This is a genomic window from Pseudarthrobacter sp. NPDC059871 (assembly GCF_042731175.1).
In the GTDB taxonomy this organism is placed as follows: Bacteria; Actinomycetota; Actinomycetes; order Actinomycetales; family Micrococcaceae; genus Arthrobacter.
Map to the genome: position 1 here is coordinate 191,206 of NZ_JBHWJV010000006.1, position 20,719 is coordinate 211,924.

The 20,719-nt window shown below is 62.9% G+C and carries 14 protein-coding genes; 5 read left to right on the forward strand and 9 right to left on the reverse strand.

Annotation, left to right across the window (positions count from 1 at the left end):
* Nucleotides 1-21: 21 nt before the first annotated feature.
* From ACFV4R_RS10335 to ACFV4R_RS10355, 5 genes are all read right to left on the reverse strand, one after another.
* Complete coding sequence (locus ACFV4R_RS10335) at nt 22-1,470, reverse strand: phytoene desaturase family protein (RefSeq protein WP_377202438.1); 1,449 nt, start codon at nt 1,468-1,470, stop codon at nt 22-24.
* On the reverse strand, nt 1,463-2,923 hold the full coding sequence (locus ACFV4R_RS10340; protein ID WP_377202439.1) for a glycosyltransferase family 87 protein: 1,461 nt from the start codon (nt 2,921-2,923) through the stop codon (nt 1,463-1,465). Before ACFV4R_RS10340 ends, ACFV4R_RS10335 begins: the two co-directional genes overlap by 8 nt.
* A gap of 50 nt (nt 2,924-2,973) precedes the next feature.
* The gene (locus tag ACFV4R_RS10345) at nt 2,974-3,120 is read right to left on the reverse strand and encodes a hypothetical protein (RefSeq protein ID WP_377202440.1); all 147 of its coding nucleotides are present in this window, start codon (nt 3,118-3,120) and stop codon (nt 2,974-2,976) included.
* A gap of 597 nt (nt 3,121-3,717) precedes the next feature.
* Nucleotides 3,718-4,302: a histidine phosphatase family protein gene (locus ACFV4R_RS10350; protein WP_377202441.1), complete on the reverse strand. Its 585-nt coding sequence runs from the start codon at nt 4,300-4,302 to the stop codon at nt 3,718-3,720.
* Nucleotides 4,299-5,807, reverse strand: a complete 1,509-nt coding sequence (locus ACFV4R_RS10355) for a CCA tRNA nucleotidyltransferase (RefSeq protein WP_314212664.1) — start codon at nt 5,805-5,807, stop codon at nt 4,299-4,301. Before ACFV4R_RS10355 ends, ACFV4R_RS10350 begins: the two co-directional genes overlap by 4 nt.
* Before the next feature lie 159 nt (nt 5,808-5,966).
* Here ACFV4R_RS10355 and ACFV4R_RS10360 point away from each other — a divergent pair, with 159 nt between their 5' ends.
* The 5 genes from ACFV4R_RS10360 to trxA all read left to right on the forward strand — a co-directional run bounded on the left by ACFV4R_RS10360 (nt 5,967) and on the right by trxA (nt 12,062).
* Nucleotides 5,967-6,515 (forward strand): NUDIX hydrolase, encoded by a 549-nt coding sequence (locus ACFV4R_RS10360; RefSeq protein ID WP_377202442.1) that lies wholly within the window; start codon nt 5,967-5,969, stop codon nt 6,513-6,515.
* Nucleotides 6,516-6,582: 67 nt separating this feature from the next.
* A complete protein-coding gene (murJ, locus tag ACFV4R_RS10365) occupies nt 6,583-8,730 on the forward strand; it encodes a murein biosynthesis integral membrane protein MurJ (protein ID WP_377202443.1) in 2,148 nt (715 codons plus the stop codon).
* 163 nt (nt 8,731-8,893) lie between these two features.
* Nucleotides 8,894-10,543 carry an ABC transporter substrate-binding protein gene (locus ACFV4R_RS10370; protein ID WP_377202444.1) on the forward strand — a complete coding sequence of 550 codons (1,650 nt, stop codon included), beginning with the start codon at nt 8,894-8,896 and terminating at the stop codon, nt 10,541-10,543.
* Nucleotides 10,544-10,741: 198 nt separating this feature from the next.
* On the forward strand, nt 10,742-11,698 hold the full coding sequence (gene trxB, locus ACFV4R_RS10375; protein WP_377202445.1) for a thioredoxin-disulfide reductase: 957 nt from the start codon (nt 10,742-10,744) through the stop codon (nt 11,696-11,698).
* Between the two features lie 37 nt (nt 11,699-11,735).
* A complete protein-coding gene (gene trxA / locus ACFV4R_RS10380; protein ID WP_015939073.1) occupies nt 11,736-12,062 on the forward strand; it encodes a thioredoxin in 327 nt (108 codons plus the stop codon).
* Between the two features lie 3,744 nt (nt 12,063-15,806).
* Here the strand turns inward: trxA and ACFV4R_RS10385 are convergent.
* The 4 genes from ACFV4R_RS10385 to rsmG form a co-directional block, all read right to left on the reverse strand.
* A complete protein-coding gene (locus ACFV4R_RS10385; RefSeq protein ID WP_377227108.1) occupies nt 15,807-15,935 on the reverse strand; it encodes a hypothetical protein in 129 nt (42 codons plus the stop codon).
* A gap of 1,585 nt (nt 15,936-17,520) precedes the next feature.
* Nucleotides 17,521-18,837 (reverse strand): ParB/RepB/Spo0J family partition protein, encoded by a 1,317-nt coding sequence (locus tag ACFV4R_RS10390; RefSeq protein ID WP_377202446.1) that lies wholly within the window; start codon nt 18,835-18,837, stop codon nt 17,521-17,523.
* 59 nt (nt 18,838-18,896) lie between these two features.
* Complete coding sequence (locus tag ACFV4R_RS10395; RefSeq protein ID WP_377202447.1) at nt 18,897-19,964, reverse strand: ParA family protein; 1,068 nt, start codon at nt 19,962-19,964, stop codon at nt 18,897-18,899.
* Nucleotides 19,965-20,052: 88 nt separating this feature from the next.
* Nucleotides 20,053-20,703, reverse strand: coding sequence for a 16S rRNA (guanine(527)-N(7))-methyltransferase RsmG (rsmG, locus tag ACFV4R_RS10400; protein ID WP_377202448.1), 651 nt, complete (start codon nt 20,701-20,703; stop codon nt 20,053-20,055).
* Nucleotides 20,704-20,719: the final 16 nt, after the last annotated feature.

The following is a 20,719-nucleotide window of genomic DNA, read 5'->3' on the forward strand; positions in this document are numbered from 1 at the left end:
GCCGGCAGGACCCTGCGGGGCCTACGTACCGCCCAGGCCGAGTGCCGGGAGCCCCAGGCCGAACATGTCCTTGAGGGCATACGTGGCGGCGTGCATCCCTGGCATCCCGGTAACTCCGGGACCGGGAGGCGTGGCAGAGGAGCAGAGGTACACCCCAGGCAAGGGGGTCCGCCACGGCACGGGTGACAGCACGGGCCGCTGGATGAGTCCCCTGAGGTCCATGGTCCCCACGCTGAAATCCCCGCCAATGTAGTTCCGGTTATAGCGGGCAAGCTCCGCCGCGGTGACGGTGTGGGATTCGACGATCAGGTCGCGGAATCCGGGAGCGAACCGTTCCAGTTGGGCTGTCACGGCCTCGGTCATGTCCTGGGTGGATCCGGCAGGGACGTGACAGTACGTCCACAGTGTGTGCCGTCCTGCGGGGGCGCGGGTGGTGTCAAAGCGTGAGGGCTGTGCCACCAGGACATACGGGCGGTCCGGATGCCTGCCCGCGCTTACCTCGTTTTCTGAGCGCGCCAGTTCCTCGCGTGTCCCGCCCACGTGCACGGTTCCGGCATCAGCCAATCCGGCTGCCTGCCAGGGAACCGGACCGGACAGGATGAAGTCCACCTTGCAGGAGCCGTTTCCGTACCGAAAGGACTCGAGCGATGAGCGGTAGCGATGCGGCAGCGCGTCGCCGGCCATACCGGCGAACCCTCGTGGGGAAACGTTGAGCAGGGATGCCCGCGCGCGCGGAAGGTCGGTGAGCCGTTCCACCGGGGTGTCCGTGTGGATGAGCCCGCCGTGGTCCCGGATGTCCTGTGCCAGGGCCGCCGCGATGGCTGCGGAACCACCCACCGGAATGGGCCATCCGCCCGCGTGGCCCAGGGCTCCGAGCATCAGGCCTGCACCGGAAGCGGCCAAGGAGGGTTGGTGGGAGATGGCATGGGCGGCCACTCCGCTCAGGAGCGCCGGGGCCTTGTCTTCCCGGAACCTGAGGTTCCACAGGAAGGATCCCTGCTCGGCCGTCCGCGCTCCGAATATCCCGGCAGCCACCGGATTCTTGGGGATCCGCAGCAGCTGGTCCTGGGTGAAATCCATGATGTCCGCGGTCCGGGCAACCAGCGGCGCCATGAGGTGCCGGTACGCAGCGCCGTCCTTTCCCAGCTCGAACGCCGTCCTGTCCAGTGACCGGTAGGCCAGGGCGGCCCGGCCTCCGTCCAGCGGCGAAGCGAAGGACAGTTCAGGCGTGACAAGGTCCACCCGGCGTGCGAGCTCGAAGGCGCGGAAGAAGGGGGAGGCCAGCGCCATCGGGTGGACAGCCGAGCAGACGTCGTGGAAGTGTCCCGGCTGCATGAGTTCGGTGGTTCGCGTACCGCCGCCGATTGACCCGGCCGCCTCGAACACTTCCACGGACAGGCCCGCGCGCGCCATGATGGCCGCAGCTGCAAGTCCATTGGGTCCGGCGCCGACCACGTTGACATCAGGCATGGGTGGATTCCTTCCAGTGCAGCAGCGACCCGGACGTCCGGCGGAAGTCCAGGCGGAGCCGGTCGGGTGCGTTGCTGAAGGGCCCGCCGTGCGGATCATCAAGGTTGTGCCGGCGGATGGGGTCGTAGTGCGGGTCGTAGATGTCCCAGGTAACCCGGGCCATGAGATAGGCCACCGCGAGCATGTGCGCTGCAACCGCCAGCACGTAGTAGGGCATGTCCAGGTTGTGCTGGGAGGAACCCGCACTGGTCACCTGTCCAAGGTACATCCACACCGCGGCCCAGTGCAGGCCCTCGATTCCCTGCCACACCAGGAAATCCCGCCACTTCGGACGGGCCAGCGCAAGCAGCGGAATGAGCCAGAGCACGAACTGGGGTGAATAGGCCTTTCCCGTCAGGACGAAGGCGGCCACCAGCAGGAACATCAGCTGCGCCAGGCGCGGCCGGCGGGGAGCAGACAGGGCAACAACGGCAACCAGGACGCACGCCAGGGCGAAGAGCCCGGCGGAAAGCAGGTCAACTGCCTCCGCGCTGACGACTGGCCGCTGGAGCTTGGCCGCCACAAGGTTATAGGCGAACCACGGCGAACCATAGCCCGCGTCCCGGCTGGCGTTGAACTGGAAGTAATAGGCCCAGCCGCCGGGATTCGCGGCTGCGAACGGAAGATTGACCGCTGCCCAGCTGACGGCGGCGGCGGATGCGGTGGCAAGCAGCGGCCGGAATTTTCCGGTCCGCACCGCCAACAGCAGGACGGCAGCGGGGAACAGGAGGGCGTAGGCGTTGGCTGCCACCGCCAGTCCGGTCAGGATTCCGGCGGCGACGGGACGCTGGGCGGCAAAAAAGTACATGCCCACGGCCAGCAGGCAGACAGCCCAGAGGTCCCAGTTGATGGTGCCCGCCAGGACCAGGCCGGGCGCCACCGCCACCATGGCCGCGTCCCACGGACGGCGCGCAGAAATCCGGGCTGTGGCAAGAACGGCAATCATTGCCGCCACGGCGAGCAGGACGGCGTTGATATCGAAGAATGCCAGCACCCGTGCATCGGAAATACCTTGGCCCGGGACCAGCAGTGAGGTCACCCCGGCAACAAGGCCCACCACCACGGGGTACTCGAAGGGGCTGCTGACGATAGGGAAGGAACCGTCGGCAAGGCCCCGGTTGCGGAACAGCTCGGGAAGGTCGGAATAGCAGGTGGCATAAAACTGTGTGGGGGATTCCCATCCGTACGCCCGGCAGTACCCCTTAACAAGGACCCCGAGAAGGGCCGCAGCGAGGGTCAGCAGGATCAGCACACGGTCCACGGTGAACGGTCCGGGGGACACCACGCCCGGTTCCGATCTGCGCCCCAGTGGTCCGCCCACCAGCTCGGTGAAGTTCCGGAGCAGCACGTCGCTGCGGCTGGGAACAACCAGCCTGGACCGTCCACGGTGCCCCCGGGGCTCGGTGTCCTGCATGTTCCCGAGCTTACAGCCCGCCCCCGGGCAGGAAGCCCCGGGGGCGGGTGTCAGCGCAGGCCTCCTATTTGCTGGTGCATCACTGCGAAGGCGTCGTCGCGGTGCTGTTCCAGCAGCCGGCTGTTGAACCCGGCCTGGGCTGGCCGCCTGCGGACTCGGGTCAGGAGCTTGCGGACTATTCGGATCAAGGTACTCACCCCCTTTGGAAGGCGCAAGGAAGATTTTGGGCACGGCAAATAAAGCCATTGCCAAAAAGGAAATTGGGCATAAAGAATCACCGAAAAATGGCGCATTGAAATTCGGTGATGCAGGCGGCAATTAAATGCGCGCCTGAATAAACGGGAATACCGTCAGCAGGAAGGCTTCTGCCACATGCGGGTACGGGAAGTACGGGCACCGGTGCACGGGAGGCCAAGGCAGACCCTGCACGCCAATACAGGCGGCATGCACAGGGCGGCACTCAGCGACATTGCACTCAAGCGTCCGGCAGGTCCGGTATCAGAAATTCCGCCGCCTGTGCAGCGGAATCACGGGCTAGTGGCCGGTGCGGCCCTGCGGAAAGTGCACCTCGTGCGCGGAGGCCGGGGCAGCATTGACGGCCACATTCCATTCGCCAGTCAAAGTCATCATTCTCCCAACCTCCTCTTCTTTCATTAGCGGCATCGTGTGGATGCTGCGGCACGGGCAACGCCCCGGCAGAAAAGTCCTGGGGCTAGGAATAAAGGTACACCACGAATTACGCGGCGACCATCCTTTGTGCGTGGAAAAAGTGAAATTCCTTTGGAAACGGGTATTCAGAGTCCCCAGCGGACAATTGCGGGAGTGTTCTTATCCCACCCGAGGGTGCATACCTTGGCTGTACCGAGGACGAAATGCCGCCCCTCAACGGGAGGCAGTTCCAGCCAGCGTGCGGTCAGGATGCGGGAAAAATGCCCATGGGCCACCACCAGCACGTTGTCCATCCCCGATTCGAGGACGCGGCCGATGATCTTGTCAGCCCTCGCCGCCACCTCGTCCAGGCTCTCGCCATTGGGCACGCCGTTGGTCCAGATCAGGTAGTCCGGGTTGTCCTTGCGGATGAGGTCGGAGCTGATGCCCTCGTAGTCGCCGTAATTCCATTCGACGGCGAGGGGTTCGTGCTGGGCGTCGGGGAAGCCTGCCAGCTCAGCCGTCCGGCGGGCCCGGCGCAACGGGGACGTGAGAACCAGGTCGAAGTCGACGCCGTCCAGTACTTTGCGGGCTTCAACGGCCTGCTGTTCACCTTCAACGGTGAGCGGCAGGTCCGTGAGCCCGGTGTACTGGCCGCTCTTGGACCACTCCGTTTCACCGTGGCGGAGGATCCAGAGCTGGGGGCGCGGGGCGAGGGCGGGATTGGTCACTTGGACTCCTCAACATGGGAAGGTTCGACTCCGGCGGGGGACTCTCCGTCCGCCGGTTCGGCAGGTGCTGCTTCGGGCTGTTCGGCCCACCAGCGGAGGAGCCTGGCCTCCGCGTCGTCGGCAGGCAGGGGGCCATGCTCCATCCGCTCATTGAGGAGGAATTTGTAGGCCCTTCCCACCACCGGTCCGGGCTTGAGGCCCAACAGGGACATGATCTGCGCCCCGTCCAGGTCCGGGCGGACCGCCTCCAGGGACTCCTGCTCACGCAGCGCAGCGATTCGTTCCTCGAGATCGTCGTAGGCGAAGGACAACCTGTCGGCCTTGCGCTGGTTGCGGGTGGTGACGTCGGAGCGGGTGAGGCGGTGCAGCCGCTCCAGCTGGGGTCCGGCATCGGTGACGTAGCGGCGGACGGCGGAATCGCTCCACCCGGCATCCCCGTAGCCGTAGAAGCGCATGTGCAGCTCCACCAGGCGCGCCACGGACTTGATGGTGTCGTTGTCGAAGCGCAGGGTCTTCATCCGCTTCGTGGTGAGTTTGGCACCCACCATGTCGTGGTGCCGGAAGCTCACCGCGCCGCCCTGTTCGAAGCGGCGCGTAGCCGGCTTGCCGACGTCGTGCATCAGTGCAGCGAACCGCAGGACGAAATCGGGGCCGGGCACGGGTCCCTCCGCGTCCGTTTCCAGGGCCGCCGCCTGCTCCAGGACCTGCAGCGAATGCTGGTACACGTCCTTGTGCCGGTGGTGCTCGTCGGACTCGAGCCGGAGCGCGGACACCTCGGGCAGCACAAACTCGGCCAGGCCCGTGTCCACCAGCAGGTCAACGCCCACTCGGGGGCGGGCGCCGCAAATGAGCTTGACCAGTTCATCGCGGATCCGCTCGGCCGAGATGATGGTGATTCGTTCAGCCATCCCGGTCATGGCCTTGCGGACGTCGTCGTGAACGGAAACACCCAGCTGGGATGCGAACCGGGCGGCCCGCATCATCCGCAGCGGATCGTCGGAGAAGGACGCCTCCGGCGAGCCCGGGGTCGCCAACACCGAGGCATGGAGGTCGCGGACCCCGCCAAAGGGATCCACCAGTTCCATGGTGGGCAGCTTGAGTGCCATGGCGTTGATGGTGAAGTCTCGGCGCAGCAGGTCGTCAGTCAGCGATGAGCCAAAGGCCACCACGGGCTTCCGGGAGTCCGGATCGTAGGCTTCGGCCCGGTAGGTGGTGATCTCGATCTGGAATCCGGCCTTGCGCATGCCGATGGTTCCAAAGGCACGCCCGATTTCCCAGAAGTTGTCCGCCCACTTCTTAATGAGGGCAACCGTCTGGTCCGGGGTGGCGTCGGTGGTGAAGTCCAGGTCCGGCGAGGTCCGGCCCAGGAAGAGGTCACGCACGGGCCCACCCACCAGCGACAGTTCGTGGCCGGCGTCGACGAAGCGCTGGCCAAGCTCCAGGACCACCGGGTCCACCTGGAAATCGACGGTGTGGGAATCAGTCTTGTGATGTGCGTGCGCCATAGTTACTTAAGCTTGGCAGAAACCGGGGGCACGGCAGGCCAAAAAGTCCGTCAAGATCCGTGGGATTCCCGGGCCGCCGCGAAAGTGCGTCATATGCCGTCCATGTTTGCGTCATGTTCCGGTCATCACGAACGGGCAACAGTCGTTAGAGTGGACTCCATGGCCCATCCAGTACCGAGCGCTCCAGGCAGGAGGACAAACGCACCATTGCCGTCGGCAATCGGTGCGCACGTTGCCCCTGCCCCGCACTCGGCGCCGGCCTCGCTGCCAACGGTGGAGGAAGTTTCCGCCGGCGGCGTGGTGGTTGACACGTCCGACGCCGAGCTTCGGGTTGCGATCATCGCCCGCCTTAACCGCGGGGGACGCCTCGAGTGGTGCCTGCCCAAGGGCCACCCGGAAGGCAAAGAGAACAACGAAGAGGCCGCGGTCCGCGAAATCGCCGAGGAAACCGGCATCGAGGGCACCATCCTGGCACCCCTGGGCAGCATCGACTACTGGTTTACCGTCAGCGGCCACCGGGTCCACAAGACCGTGCACCACTACTTGCTGCGTGCCACCGGCGGTAAACTGACCATCGAGAACGATCCCGACCAGGAGGCCGTGGACGTTGCCTGGGTCCCCATCCAGGAGCTGGCCAGGAAGCTTTCATTCCCGAATGAGCGGCGCATCGCCGACCTCGCACGCGAGGTCCTGCCCGGCCACCTCTGACGCCGGGCCCGCCCAGCCCACAGCGGCGTTGCGGTGTTAAGCGCCTCCGGGTGAGACGATGAACTCGATGTCAGCTACCAACTTTCCTTCCGACAAAGCGGGCCGGACCGGCAATGCCGCGCCGGAAGGCCTCCCCGAAGAACCCGCGGCTCCGGCCACCGCGCCAGCCTCTTCAGGAGCCAGCGAAACCCGGTCCAGCGCCATCATGGCCGCCGGCACCCTGGTGTCCCGGTTCCTGGGCTTCGGCAAGACCTGGATGCTCGGAACGGCCCTCGGCCTCGGCTCCACGGTCAACGACACGTTCATCAACGCGAACAACCTGCCCAACCTGATCTTCCTGCTGGTGGCCGGCGGTGTCTTCAACGCGGTCCTGGTGCCGCAGATCATCAAGGCCAGCAAGGCTCCGGACAGGGGAGCGGACTACATCAGCCGCCTCCTGACCCTTGCAGTCCTGCTGTTGCTGGGCCTGACGGCACTGGTGACGCTGGCCGCGCCTCTGGTCATCGACGTCACCACGCAGGGATACAGTCCGCAGCAGAAGGCCCTGGCCGTCACCTTCGCGTTCTGGTGCCTTCCACAGATCTTCTTCTACGGCCTGTATGCCCTCCTCACCCAGGTCCTCAATGCCAACGGGGCTTTTGGGCCTGCCATGTGGGCGCCCATCCTGAACAACCTGGTGGCTATTGCCGGCCTGGGGATGTTCATCTGGATTTTTGGCACCAACGAGTTCAGCCCGCACACCCTGGCCAACTGGGGGTCAACTCAGACGTTGTTCATTGCAGGGTTCTCCACCATCGGTGTGCTGGCCCAGACGGCCATCCTGATGATCCCGGTCTTCCGCCTCAAGCTTGGCCTCCGCCCCCGGTTCGGCTGGCGAGGCGTGGGACTGGGCCAGGCAGCCAAGCTGAGCGTGTGGACCCTGCTGACGGCCGCCGTCGGGCAGCTCGCCTTCCTGTATGTCATGCGTATCGCCACGATTCCGGGTGCCGAACGCCTCCGCCTCGCGGAGGCGGACAATCCAGCCGCGGATATGCTGCCCGGCAACGCCGTGCTGGAGGTGGCCAGCCAGCTGTACCTGCTGCCGCACTCGATCATCGCCCTGTCCCTGGCCACGGTCCTCTTCAACCGGATGACCCGGGCTTCCCAGGACGGCAACCGGGCGGAGCTGCGGGATGCCCTCTCCCACGGGCTGCGGACCATGGCCGTCGCCACTGTCTTCGGTGCCCTGGCACTCTTTGCCCTGGCCGGGCCGCTGGGCATGTTCTTCTCCGGCGGCTCGCGCAACGACGGCGTAATGCTGGCCCAGACGCTCACGATCCTGGCCCTCAGCACCCCCTTCATGAGTGCCAACTTCATGATGTCCCGTGTCTTCTACGCCAATGAGGATGCGCGCACCCCGTTCTACGTCCAGCTGCTGCTGGCGGTGGTCTACGTGGTGGGCGCCTTTGCCATCCAGTTCATGCCGGTGGGCCAGATCATCTACGCGATCGCCGTCCTGTACATGGTGGGCAATATCCTCTCCGTGGTGATCAGCGCGTTCTTCCTGCGGCGCCTCCTCGGCAGCCTGGACGGTCCGCGGATTGCCAACGCCTACATCCGCATGGGCTACGCCGCCCTGGGTGCGGCGATCGCGGGCGCTGGTGCGCTGTGGCTGATGGGCAGCTACAGCCCGGACGGCTTCGCCTGGAGCGGGCGACTCCAGGCACTCGTGACGCTTGCCGTCGTGGGGCCAGTGATGCTGGCTGTGTACTTCCTGCTCCTCCGGCTGTTCCGCGTCTCCGAGCTGACGGACATGCTGCGGCCCCTGCTGGGACGGCTTGGACGTGGTGGCCAAGTGGCGCCCGCTGCGGCGGGCGGGGTCCCGCCGTCGTCCGCTCCCGAGGGCACCCCCTCAGTGGAAGCCGGGCCGGCAGCGGAGCGTCCCGCCCGTGCAACCACCTCGGTGGATACGGGCCTCATTCCCCGGATTTCCGGTGAGTTTGATGCCGTGCAGTTCAGGGCAGGTCCGGAGCCTGAGCGGGAGCCCTCCAGCGCGCATTACGACGACGGCGCCTCGGGACCGGACGACGACAGCTACCTGCCTGGAGAGGACCAGTCCAGCACCGCGCGCGGCGGATTGCTCCGCGAGCAAATTCCGTTGCCGGGCCGGCGCACTTTCCAGGGCAAGGCGGGCCAGAACCCCTATTTCAGCCACCGGCGCCCCCGGAAAAAGTGACTTTGAGGCTGTTTCGGCGCTTCGTTCTCCGCAGCCGCCCACCCTCAATCGGCTAGGATCGGAGAGGTACAGGGGGAAGTTGTATCCGGGAGACAGCCATCCTGCCGTCCGCGGACGGCAGGGTCATCCATGCCGGAAATCCCGGAAAATCTAGGAGGAACACGTGTCCAACCCGATCGATGTCGGATCAGTACTGGGCGGCCGCTACAAGGTCACCACCACGGTATTGACCTCTCATGACCACGATCTGGTGCTGGATGGTGTGGACCAGGTCCTCAACCGCCCGGTCAGCATCCTGGTTGCCGGACCCCAGAACACCGAACAGGTGGCCCAGAGCGCACGCGAAGTAGCCACCGGCGAACGCCCCGGCACCGTACAGGTGCTGGATCTTGGTGTCACCGAGGCCGCCACGTACCTCATTACCAACCACACGTCCGCCGCAGACCTGCTGGACCTCGTGGTGGCTTCCAACCCGCCCTATGTGGAGCCGTTCTTCACCGACACGCTGGGCAGCGAGATCTTCGGCCAGGCCCGCTCGTACGAGCCGGAACCGTATGACGACGAAGAAAACGTCGAGGCCGGCTACATCAATTACTCGGAGACGCACCCCAGCCAGGTGGATCCCTACCGGGATGCTCCTGCTGCGCCGCCCAAGCCTCCAGTGCGTCCCGCCGCGGCACCGAATGCTGCACCTGCCGCCGCCCGCAACAACGGTTCCGGCGCTGCTGCTGCCGCCGGTGCTGGGGCTGCTGGCGCGGCCGCGGGTGTTGCCGGTGCGGCCGCGGGTGCTCGTGGAACGGGGGCTGCTGGCCGGGCGCCGGCTTCTGCGCCGGCTGACCCCGAAGCCACTGCCGCTCATCCCGTGCAGCCGTCTGCAGGCCGTTCCGCCCCCGAAACCACCGGTAGCGGGCCTACCGGGGCCTCTGAATCCGGGCGCCCGAAGGTTTCCCTGTGGTCCGACGACGACTACGCGCAGGCGGACACCCAGGACGACTACGACTACCAGTACGAGGAAGAGCCGGTTGAGGAGCGCGCGCCGGCCAACAAGAGGGGCGCACTCTTCGCCAGGGCAGCAGCACCGGCCGCCGCTGGCGCGTCCTTCGCCGGTCGCGGCGATGATGACGACGACCGCGATGACTACGACGACGACCAGGACGACGCAGGGCGTGAACCGCGGTCCATGCGGTGGCTCGTTGGCGGACTCCTGGCAGTTGTCCTCATTGCCGGACTGATTTTTGCCGTGACAAACCTGGGCAGCCTCTTCACGCAGCCGCAGGCCGGAAGCCCCGCACCCGCAGCTACAACTGGTGCTCCCGAGGCGTCGGCAGCTCCCACGCAGGCGCCTACGTCCGCCGCACCAGCAGTTCCTCCGGCGATTGAAAGTGTGACCCGCCAGGGTAACTTCGACTTTGCTGCCACCTTCGACGGCGACCTGGTCAAGGCCTATGACGGCAACGCCGCCAGCTACTGGTCGGACATGGAATTCGCCACCGAGAACTGGGGCGGACTCGCTCCCGACGGCGTGACGCTTGCGGTCAAACTGAAGAGTGCCGCCACCGTTTCCTCCATCACGCTCTCGCAGCTTGGGGGATCGGGCGGAAGCATGACCGTCTACACCAACGACCGGCCATCGCTTGATGGCGCCAAGTCCGTGGGAACCAACAGCTTCACCTCCGGTGACCTGAACCTGCCGCTGGCTGAACCCGTCAAGGCCCAGTACGTCATCGTCGCAATCAATGCGCTTCCCAAGCTCGCAGCACCCAAGACCCGGTACGGCTACGGCCTCCGCCTCGCCGAGATCAAGGTTCAGTAGCCGGTCACGGTAACCTCTGCGTCCCAGTCCGGACACGCACTGTAATCTGGAAAGAGCGTCCTGCTGAGATAGCTCCATTCCGTCTGTCTGTGATCTTCTCTGCCCGGACGCCGGAATATTCAGCATTCAGAAGCAGTTGTGCCATGTGGCCGGCCTCCACACGGAGGCGCGTCGAACAAGGAAGAGGTTCACCGTTCAGTGACCATCGCAGAAACCACCGCGTCCGAAGTACGTGATGTCATCATTGTCGGCTCAGGCCCGGCGGGTTACACGGCAGCCGTCTACACTGCCCGTGCCAACCTCAAGCCCCTGCTGTTCGCAGGCTCGGTAACCGCCGGCGGCGAGCTCATGAACACCACCGACGTGGAAAACTACCCGGGATTCCCCGAGGGCATCATGGGTCCTGACCTGATGGAAAACTTCGAAAAGCAAGCCACCCGCTTCGGAACCGAGATCCAGTTTGAGGACGTCACCGCCCTCGACCTCGAAAGTGCTGTCAAGACGGTCACCATCGCAACGGGGGAGACCTTCAAGGCACGCTCCATCATCCTCTCGACTGGTTCCGCCTACCGCGAGCTCGGCCTGCCCAACGAAAAGCGGCTGTCAGGCCACGGTGTGAGCTGGTGTGCAACCTGCGACGGTTTCTTTTTCAAGGACCAGGATATCGCCGTCATTGGTGGCGGCGACTCCGCCATGGAGGAGGCTCTCTTCCTCACGAAGTTCGCCAGGTCCGTGACCGTGGTGCACCGCCGCGATTCCCTGAAGGCATCCAAGATCATGGCGGACCGCGCCCTGGCCCACGACAAGATCAAGTTCATCTGGAACAGCACTGTGGAAGACGTCGTCGGCGAATCGAAAGTCACCTCGCTGAAGTTGAAGAACCTGGTGGACGGCAGCGTTACTGACCTCGCTGTTACGGGTGTGTTCGTTGCCATCGGCAATGACCCCCGGACCGACCTGGTGAAGGACGTCCTCGACCTCACTCCGGAAGGCACCATCGCCGTCCAGGGGAGGAGCTCCAAGACCAGCATCCCCGGCGTCTTCGCTGCCGGCGATGTCGTGGACCCCACCTACCGGCAGGCGATCACCGCCTCCGGTTCGGGCTGCGTGGCCGCAATCGACGTAGAACACTACCTGGCGGACCTTCCCGCCTAGGCACTGACGAAAAACATACCGAGAAGAAAGAGTGGCTATGAGCAACGCTAAAGACGTAACTGACGCAAGTTTCGGCACCGACGTACTGTCTTCGGAGAAGCCGGTTATCGTGGACTTCTGGGCAGAGTGGTGCGGTCCCTGCCGCAAGCTGGGTCCCATCCTTGATGAGATCTCCGTGGAGTACGGCGAGAAGGTTGACGTCGTCAAGGTAAACGTCGATGACAACCCCGCCATCGCTGCCGAGTACGGCATCACCTCCATCCCTGCCGTCTACCTCTTCCAGGGCGGCGAAGTGAAGAACACTGTCATCGGTGCAAAGCCGAAGCAGTTCTTCGAAAAGGAATTTGCTGACGTTCTTTCCTAGGCTGTTTACTCCCTGTAATGGGAGTTGATACCTTCTTGAGTGGCCATCGCCCTTTGGCGGTGGCCACTCTCTTTTACTCGATCATCCTATTTTAGCTTCGAGGAGCAACGGACATGGTAATTCGCTGCCTCCTGAAGTTGCATACCTGAATGGACCACCACCGGCTATCTGGAGAACTGTCGTTCAATGGGTGGCGTTTCACGTGAAACATCACCGAGATTGCTCCATGTTCGATTGGACTCCTCCGGCAGGCGCTGCCGGGGTCGCGGTCGCGAAACAGCGACCCTCTCCACCCCTAGAAGTACGGCAGGGGCGCCATGACAGTGACGAATGGAAATCAACCCACAATGCTGGACTGCTGGTGCCACGCGCTAGTCTGCACGTCCAGCTCTTTGTTCCGCGCGTGGAAGTCTTACATTGCGACAATCATTGGTCAGCGGAAAGCGTATCAACATCTGACCGCCCTGCGATTGAGGCTGAATCTCCTTAGCAAGGGGCGGTGCGTCGCGTTTCACGTGAAACATCTACACAGGCAGCGAACGGGTTCGGGCCACAAACATCCCCTGCGAAGATTGGGGCGGATTTGCCTATAGGTATTGGCGATGGCGCATCTAGCAGCCCACCGGACCAACCCCGCCCATCGAAGACGACCTTCACAGTGACCGCGTGGACAGTCCCTCCCCAGCCAGCTCCCCAGATCCCGGGCAATTGGAATCCTACAATGCACATCATCTATGGCGTGTGATGCGTCGTGCCTGCCCATGCCGCGGAATGAGCCTGGTCTCGTGCTGAGGCTCTAAACGACAGCCCATTGAGTGCGAGTAGTATTTGTCCGTTCCGTAGAGAAGGACGGTTGAGTCTGCAGGTGCTCACGCGATGATGCGACCGACGCAGGTACCTCGGCGGCTTGGCAACCGTTGTGCCGGCAGCGCAATCGGAGTTGGCTAGGGCTATGCAATCCAATGACGTACTTCTTGAGGCCTCCGATCATATGGCAGCCCTCAACAGTGCTGATCAATGGCCGCCTGAGGAGCCCACCAGTCGCCCGGTTACACCTGGCGACGACTGACGAAGATTGTTCCGTCACCCTCCATGAGGCAGAGCGGTGCGCCAACGTCAACAAGACCCATCGACCAACCTCCCATACTCAGCCACTCTCGTAGAGCTGCAATATGGGTGCTCTACGGTTGGCAACGCGGATTCCCACAGCATCTGCGCTCGTGATCCGCCCAGGCCGTCGTGATCGAGACAAAGAATCCTCATGGCTCCTCTGGCAGCGGCTGTTCATCAGGTACGTTTCACGTGAAACACCGATACGAATCGGACGGCCATACATCCGCTTCCTACACCCGCCACTACCGCGTTCCTGCGCGTTGACCTTGGTAGCCCCTCAGTACTGAGACATCTGGTGCTGTCTCAGTACTTGCAGGGCAGTTACACATAGGGCGACCACATCCAACCCGCAAGCCTGTCCAGAGCGTCGGGGACTTACACGGCCACGCCGAGGAGGTCATCGAATGTTTCACGTGAAACAGAGGCCCCGCACTGACCCAGTATTCCCAGCATGCGGGTCCTCGGTCTTGGTACCCGATAGCACGCGTTTCACGTGAAACATGTCTCCGCGGCGGATCAAGACCAGAGAGGATGGACGCTACGAAACGAGCGGAGCCATTCTCGGTGCATGAATCACCACCGGCCCAACTACTAATACTGTTGAGGTGCTTGGTTGGAGGTGAATCGAAGTCATCAACGGCGCAGCGAGCGACTCGCTCGTAAATCTCACAGATGACCACGGGACGGACACTGAGAGTGCCAGTACGCCGACAGCCAGATTCCAAATGGGGGAGCTGCAGCAGACTGTTTACCAGCCAGACGGGCACCAAAAGCAGTGCCACATCGCTCTGTCCCTACATCGGTGGGAGGAAATCGACGCCATTCGAGAGCTCCACGCCACAGCGACTCTGCGGTATGGGACTCCGAAACCTCGAGATTCCTGCCTCACTCCATCCCCCCATGACCCAGTCACCGGAACACGGGGCACACAATCGCATTACTCTAAAACTTGGCGCACCTTACGAGCTTCCCTGGGTAGTACCAGCAGACTGCCCGATCAGGTCAACCAACATGCTGTCGGACGACTAATGCCCCCGAGCAAGGGCCTAACAGGGAGTGGTGCGTACTAGAAGAGCGGCCGTACTGCGACTCCACCGAGATTACTTGCCTGCATCCAGGACAACTCTCCAAGTGCCAGCTGAGACCACTTCGCTGTACAGCCGGGTGCCACGGTCCCGCAGGTTCACGTCCCCCCACCGAACAGCAGCTCACCAGCTCAAACTTCGCCACGTGTACCCGGAGTAGCGGCCCACGGGAGAGGGGCGTGAGTGCCGTATGCGGGCGAGCTCGCAAGGTCCTCACCACACCCCATTGGACCGGGAGGTCGCCCACAACGCCATGCCGGACGAATCGATAGAAGAGCCGCACGCCTGGCAAGAGACAGGTACTTGCTCAGCAAACCACAAGACTTAACGGCGATCGCAGCGTTCAAATTTCCGTCCGTCCGCCACGAGGAGGGCAGTTCCGGTCAGCGGACGCATCGGCCGGCGGGCGCAAGCACACGACCAGGCGTGTGTTCTTTCCCACAAGTTTATCCACAGGCTCCGTGCTTGCTATCCACAGACATATCCACACCCTCCTCCCAGCGTCACAGGGGCCTACCAGACCGCCGGAAGTACCGTCAGCCGGGCAACGGGAATAGCCACCAATGACCGACGACTTTTACGGGTCTAGTGCCCCCTATCGGCTCAGGGCAGTGATGCACCGAGATCAGCGAGATCACCCGTATTGAGGCTACTCTCGGCGCAAAACACACTCCATCAGGCGTCTCTTTATGGAGCCTCAACTGCATGTCTAGTTTCACGTGAAACTATCCATCGTTCGGCGCCGGACGCTCGCGAGAAGCCGTCCGACAATCCACGACAGGAACACGTTTGCGACGACGAAGCCCGGTCTTGTCCACAGAGCTGTCCACAACGTTATCCACAGGCTTATCCACCGCCGAATGTGGATTGAAAGTGAGCCAACTTTCCCATCCTGATGCAGCCCTCAGCCCCGACAGAGACTTGGCCAAAACGACTACCACCGTTGTAGAGGTGGACTGGCAGTGACCCGCCGCGGCTCCCGCCTATTGTCTCCGTCGCGGCTCCTGTGCATCACGAGGCTTAGCTCAACGATCTGTGCACGGTCCCAGGATTGATCACGAGTATGCTCGTGTTGCTCGATAGAGCCGTAGGATCCTGGAACACCCCCTCAGACCGAGAGCTCGCTCCTGAGGCCGGGAAGTTGGAGCACATCGTCCGCAGCGCAGGGCCGACGGCACGTGGAACGCCGTGGGGAACAGGGGAGTGGAAGGCCCAACATCGCTATAGATTAGACGACAATCGGCCGAGCACCCAGGAGGAGCTTCGGCTTACACTCCGATGTCTATTTTGGGGCTCTGTCCACTGGCTCGAACCGTCAACCATTGACATCCTGCCCCGCTCGCCCGGCCGGGAGCCTGTACAACGGGAGCTCAGCCTCAAGAGGTGCTCCGTCTTGCACTCGATGACTGATGAGTGAGGCCAATGCTGCACTCTCTGCATTGCGACGTTCGCGGCAGACCTTATCGTCGGAGGAGCTGAGAGGGCCCGTGGGGCTCGCTGAGGCAAGCCTAGGGCCCCAGGGCGCCCCAGGAGGGCAGCATGCAGGCTATCCGGCCGTCACGGTGCCGCCCTGCCCCAGGTGCCCGGGGGTGCCTTTTGCTGCCTGCTGCCCATTGCCTGTTGCCTGGTGCCTGGTGCCTGTTGCCTGTTGCCTGTTGCCTGTTGCCGTGAGCATCGACAGCACCGTGGCGCACGTATGGTCTAGAGCTTGGCCGGATCAGCTGGGGTAGCACTGCGATGGGCGTAACAGGCTACACCTTTTGGGATCCAGAAGGCGCGGCGGAACAGAGGCCAGGCCCTCATGCCTGATGCGGTGAGAGGGCGAGTGTTCGGTCTCTGTTTCACGTGAAACACGGACCCAACAACATCAGGCACCCTTACGCCGTATGACACTGGCGATGTGACATTGAGAGATGCCGCCCCGCTGTCAGTAGCCATGGTCGGCGCCTCATTCTCTGAACGCCGCCGTTTCACGCCAAGCATGGTCATGACTTCCAACTCACCACCAACATCAGGGTGGGAGCTGGGTTTCCGAGTAGGCTTGCCATACCGCAATCACTCACGGCCCTGGGAACCTACTCCTCAAGATTCTGTGTTTCACGTGAAACACCGTGGGGTACTTCCTGGAGTCTCCGTATCGACCATCCCTTAGGTCGCGTGGTCTGCTCTCGGAGCCGTACCTGGGACCGAAGTTCCGGGGGCGGCTACCAGGCCCGGCCGGAATCTAGGACTTCGGTACTGGACGCAGACAGCTCCTACCATTGACGTAGTCCGCCCCTCGCAACATTCGTACCCGGACGCAGCGTCGGGAAGAGCCCCAATAGGGAATAGTACTATCGACTTGAGCTCGGAGACTGCCGCCAGATCCGCGAGTAGAGTCGCTTAGCCAGGCCCTAAGAATCCAATTTCCAGCCTTTACCGACTGAAGGGAACCACTGAAGCAATCGAAAACCCAGCAGAACGATATCGCTGCTTCCGGACTATTTGCGGCATCGAGATCTACCACCGTCGCCTCACGACTCTACCCCGTACTCCGGTTGCTGACTTTGGCACCGATGCGAGTATCGGGGATCGCATCTTCACTGTGATTCGAGGACGGTGGAGCCTTCAGAGGTTACGTGGAATGCGTCTCCGTAACCGACTACGCATTCACCGGCGCACGTGGCGGGGAGGCTCAGGAGCTTTGAAGATGACATTCAGCCTTCCATCCAAGAGCTTCGTAGGGATCTTCTGCGAGCCTCTTGCGCGATCGCTAGTGGATGCATTCGGCGCGGGTGGATTCCTTCCCGGCGGCGGAAGGCGGCGCACTGACTTTTTCGACCACTCTCACACTTCGCCTATCAGGGCAGGACTGCTGTCCTAAGACCACGATGATCCAGGCTGCACTCAAACACTCACTCCACAGGATCTACATAACAGCCGATGGTCTGCTGCAGAAAGCATGGAGTCGACGCACTGCGCCTATGAACAAGAGTGGTGTTTCACGTGAAACACCCGGGTGCCAAGAGGATCAGCACTCACCGGCACCAGGTTCGTGGAATCGACGATGAACTGTATGGCTACCCCGCCTGTCCCCGATACAGCGCTGCCGCAGTGCGCAAACGAGGAGTGCCAGTCCGTCCGCGCAAACACAACAGCAGGTGATCGGATCTATTGGCGGCCAGGAAGTTCCGCCCGAGCGCATCTTTCCATCTGAACTCACGGTGAGACAAAACAGGAGGCCCGGTTCAAAGAACCGAGCCTCCTGTTATTTGCTACAGCTAGTTAGCCGAATCCGGCGCCAAAACGTCCATGATGCGGTTCAAGTCCTCAACACTGGCAAATTCGATGCTGACCTTACCCTTACGGACGCCCAAGGAAATCTTGACGTTCGTGTCCAACCGGTCGGAGAGAGACGATGCAAGGTAATCCAGGCGTTCGTGCCGCGCGCCGGGGCGGGGGACATTGTTCTTGGCCGGGGTGGCCGGGTCCTGGTACAGGGTGACAGCCTCTTCCGTGGCCCTCACAGACATTCCCTCAGCGACGATCTTCTGGGCCAGGCGCTCCATCGCAGCAGCGTCTGGCAGGGCCAGCAGTGCCCGCGCATGGCCGGCCGAGAGGACACCCGCCGCTACCCGCCGCTGTACAAGCGGGGGGAGTTTCAAAAGGCGCAGGGTGTTGGATACCTGGGGTCGCGAACGGCCGATCTTGTCGGCCAGCTGCTCATGCGTTGTCCCGAAGTCCTCCAACAACTGCTGGTACGCGGCTGCCTCTTCGAGCGGGTTCAACTGGCTGCGGTGCAGGTTCTCCAACAGGGCATCGCGAAGAAGGTCATCGTCAGTCGTTTCACGGACGATTGCCGGGATAGTGTCCAGGCCGGCTGCCTGCACTGCCCGCCACCGGCGTTCGCCCATGACAAGCTCATACGGCTCGATACCTTCTTCGGTTGATTTACGGACAACAATTGGCTGGAGGACGCCTATTTCACGAACAGAGTGAACAAGCTCCGCCATATCATCTTCGTCGAAGACTGAACGCGGCTGTTTCCGGTTGGGATGGATGTCGGCAACGGAAATTTCAGCGAAGTGGGCGCCAGGCACCTCCACCAAGTCAACCCCGTTGTCAGAGGCGCGGACATCGGCCTCGTCACCGGACGGGGAACTGTCCGTTGAGGGACAAGTGGGAGCCTCATCGGAGGCGGGAGTCGCCGCCGGCGTGACGGACGTCGGCTGGGCCTGGACTGTATCCGCATCGGCTGATGCGGCATCCGCGACCGCGGGAACATCAGCAGCAGCTGTGGATTTCTTTGAGGTGTTGCCTGTTACCCGCGCAGCGCCGGAAGGCTTTTTCGGCGCTGGAGCCTTCGCGGGGGCTACCTTCTTCGTGGCCGGCGCGGATTCACGTGGGGCTGCAACTGACGGAGCGTCCGGTTTGCCCGTGCCTTCTGTTTCAACGGGCTCTGATTTCTTACGGCCTTCCGGGAAGAAGAGATCCACCGGACGCGACGCAGCGGCACCGTTGCCCTGACCGTTGGACGCGCCCGAACTAGGAATCAGCGCGCCAAGACCGCGGCCAAGGCCCCGTCGCTTCTCGCTCATGGGTAAATCCCTCCAGTGGTAGAGCCGTCCCGGCTCCGGTCGATGCAGTATTGAAGATTTTAGCGTTCTGCTATTTCAGCAGCGGCTTCCAGGTAGGACAGGGCACCGCTGGAGGAAGGGTCATACGTCATGACTGTCTGCTGGTAGCTGGGAGCTTCAGAGATGCGGACCGAGCGGGGGACCACTGCGGAGAGCACCTGCTCAGGGAAATGCGTCCGGACCTCGGCCGCAACTTGGGCGGCAAGGTTGGTTCGGCCGTCGTACATGGTGAGCAGGATGGTGGAAACAACCAGGTCGGCGTTCAGGTGCTTCTGGATCATTTCAATGTTCTTGAGCAGCTGGCTCAGTCCCTCCAGTGCGTAGTATTCGCACTGGATGGGGATAAGGACCTCATTGGCCGCGCAGAACGCGTTGACTGTCAGGAGACCCAGGCTGGGCGGGCAGTCGATGAAGATGTAGTCGAGCCGCTCCTCACCGTTCTTTTCCCGGGTCTTGGCGTAGACATCGATGGCCCGGCGAAGCCGCTGTTCGCGCGCCACGAGTGACACGAGTTCAATCTCGGCCCCGGCGAGGTGGATGGTGGCAGGAGCGCAGATGAGCTTCTCCATGTCGGGGCACTGCGCCACTACATCTGCCAGCGCCACGTCGTTGATGAGGACGTCGTAGATGCTGTCCACGTCGGCATGGTGCTCGATGCCGAGGGCCGTGGAAGCGTTGCCCTGCGGGTCGATGTCGATGACCAGCACGTTCAGCCCGGCAGCCGCCAGCGCGGCGGCGATGTTCACCGTAGTGGTGGTCTTGCCGACACCACCCTTTTGATTCGACACGGTGAAAATCCGGGTCTTCTCGGGTCGCGGCAGGCGGCGGCCCATCAGCTTTTCGCGGCGCTTGGTCTCATGCGCGAGCTCGCGGGCAATGGGGCTGGAATCGTCAATGGCGTCGATAACGTTCGATCGACCCGCAGCGGTTGTTTCACGTGAAACAAGTACCGCGGAGGAGTTGCTCGCAACCGGCTTCGGGTGGTTTCCGCCTCGTCCCGGAATACTGACGGGGCCAGAGACAGAACGTGCGGACCCCAGGGTCACAAACGGTGGTATCCGTTGTGTGGAGGCTTCACTACTTGTCACTGGGGCACACTCACTCTCGTTCAGCCAATTTGCTGCCGTTGTCTAGCCTAACTGCTGCACCCGGCAGACCGAGGTCACCGGGCCCTTACTAGGACTTCTTTTGGGGCTTGTTTACAACGATGCGTACTACCGTGGTGGGCTCCTCCAGGAGGTTGTCACCCACAGTGAGTACCGATGTCTCCACGCCACCCAGTTTCCGAATGGCCTTGGCGGCTTTTTCGATCTCTTCACCGGCACTGCGGCCCTTGATGGCGATCACTTCGCCCTTGCCGGCAAGCAAGGGGATGGTCAGTCCGGCAAGGTTTGTCAGGGCAGATACGGCCCGGGCAGTCACGACGTCGGCTTCGACTTGGCCCACGGCAAGCTCGGCGCGGCTGCGCATGACCGTGACGTTGTCCAGGCCGAGGTCATCAACCACTTCCTGGAGCCAAATTACCCGGCGTTCCAAGGGTTCAATGAGGGTTAGTTCAAGATCCGGCCGGGCTATCGCCAGGCACAGCCCCGGGAGCCCGGCACCGCTTCCGACGTCCGCCACGTGGCTTCCCTGCGGAATCTCGCTTTCGATGACGGCACAGTTGAGGACGTGGCGGCTCCAGAGACGTGGAATTTCCCGAGGGCCGATAAGGCCCCGTTCAGTTCCGGAGGTTGCCAAGTGCTCAACGTAGCGCTTTGCCAGATCCAGCCGATCGCCGAAAATCTTCTCAGCAGCCCGAAGTTCGGCAGCCGTGATGTCAACCATGGTTAGCGGCAGCAAT

What these genes read in the sequence shown, in the direction of transcription:
- ACFV4R_RS10335 (WP_377202438.1), bottom strand. Translation starts at nt 1,470, where the DNA reads ATGCCTGATGTCAACGTGGTCGGCGCCGGACCCAATGGACTTGCAGCT.
- ACFV4R_RS10340 (WP_377202439.1), bottom strand. Translation starts at nt 2,923, where the DNA reads ATGCAGGACACCGAGCCCCGGGGGCACCGTGGACGGTCCAGGCTGGTT.
- ACFV4R_RS10355 (WP_314212664.1), bottom strand. Translation starts at nt 5,807, where the DNA reads ATGGCGCACGCACATCACAAGACTGATTCCCACACCGTCGATTTCCAG.
- ACFV4R_RS10360 (WP_377202442.1), top strand. Translation starts at nt 5,967, where the DNA reads ATGGCCCATCCAGTACCGAGCGCTCCAGGCAGGAGGACAAACGCACCA.
- murJ (WP_377202443.1), top strand. Translation starts at nt 6,583, where the DNA reads ATGTCAGCTACCAACTTTCCTTCCGACAAAGCGGGCCGGACCGGCAAT.
- trxA (WP_015939073.1), top strand. Translation starts at nt 11,736, where the DNA reads ATGAGCAACGCTAAAGACGTAACTGACGCAAGTTTCGGCACCGACGTA.
- ACFV4R_RS10385 (WP_377227108.1), bottom strand. Translation starts at nt 15,935, where the DNA reads ATGCTCACGGCAACAGGCAACAGGCAACAGGCAACAGGCACCAGGCAC.
- ACFV4R_RS10390 (WP_377202446.1), bottom strand. Translation starts at nt 18,837, where the DNA reads ATGAGCGAGAAGCGACGGGGCCTTGGCCGCGGTCTTGGCGCGCTGATT.
- rsmG (WP_377202448.1), bottom strand. Translation starts at nt 20,703, where the DNA reads ATGGTTGACATCACGGCTGCCGAACTTCGGGCTGCTGAGAAGATTTTC.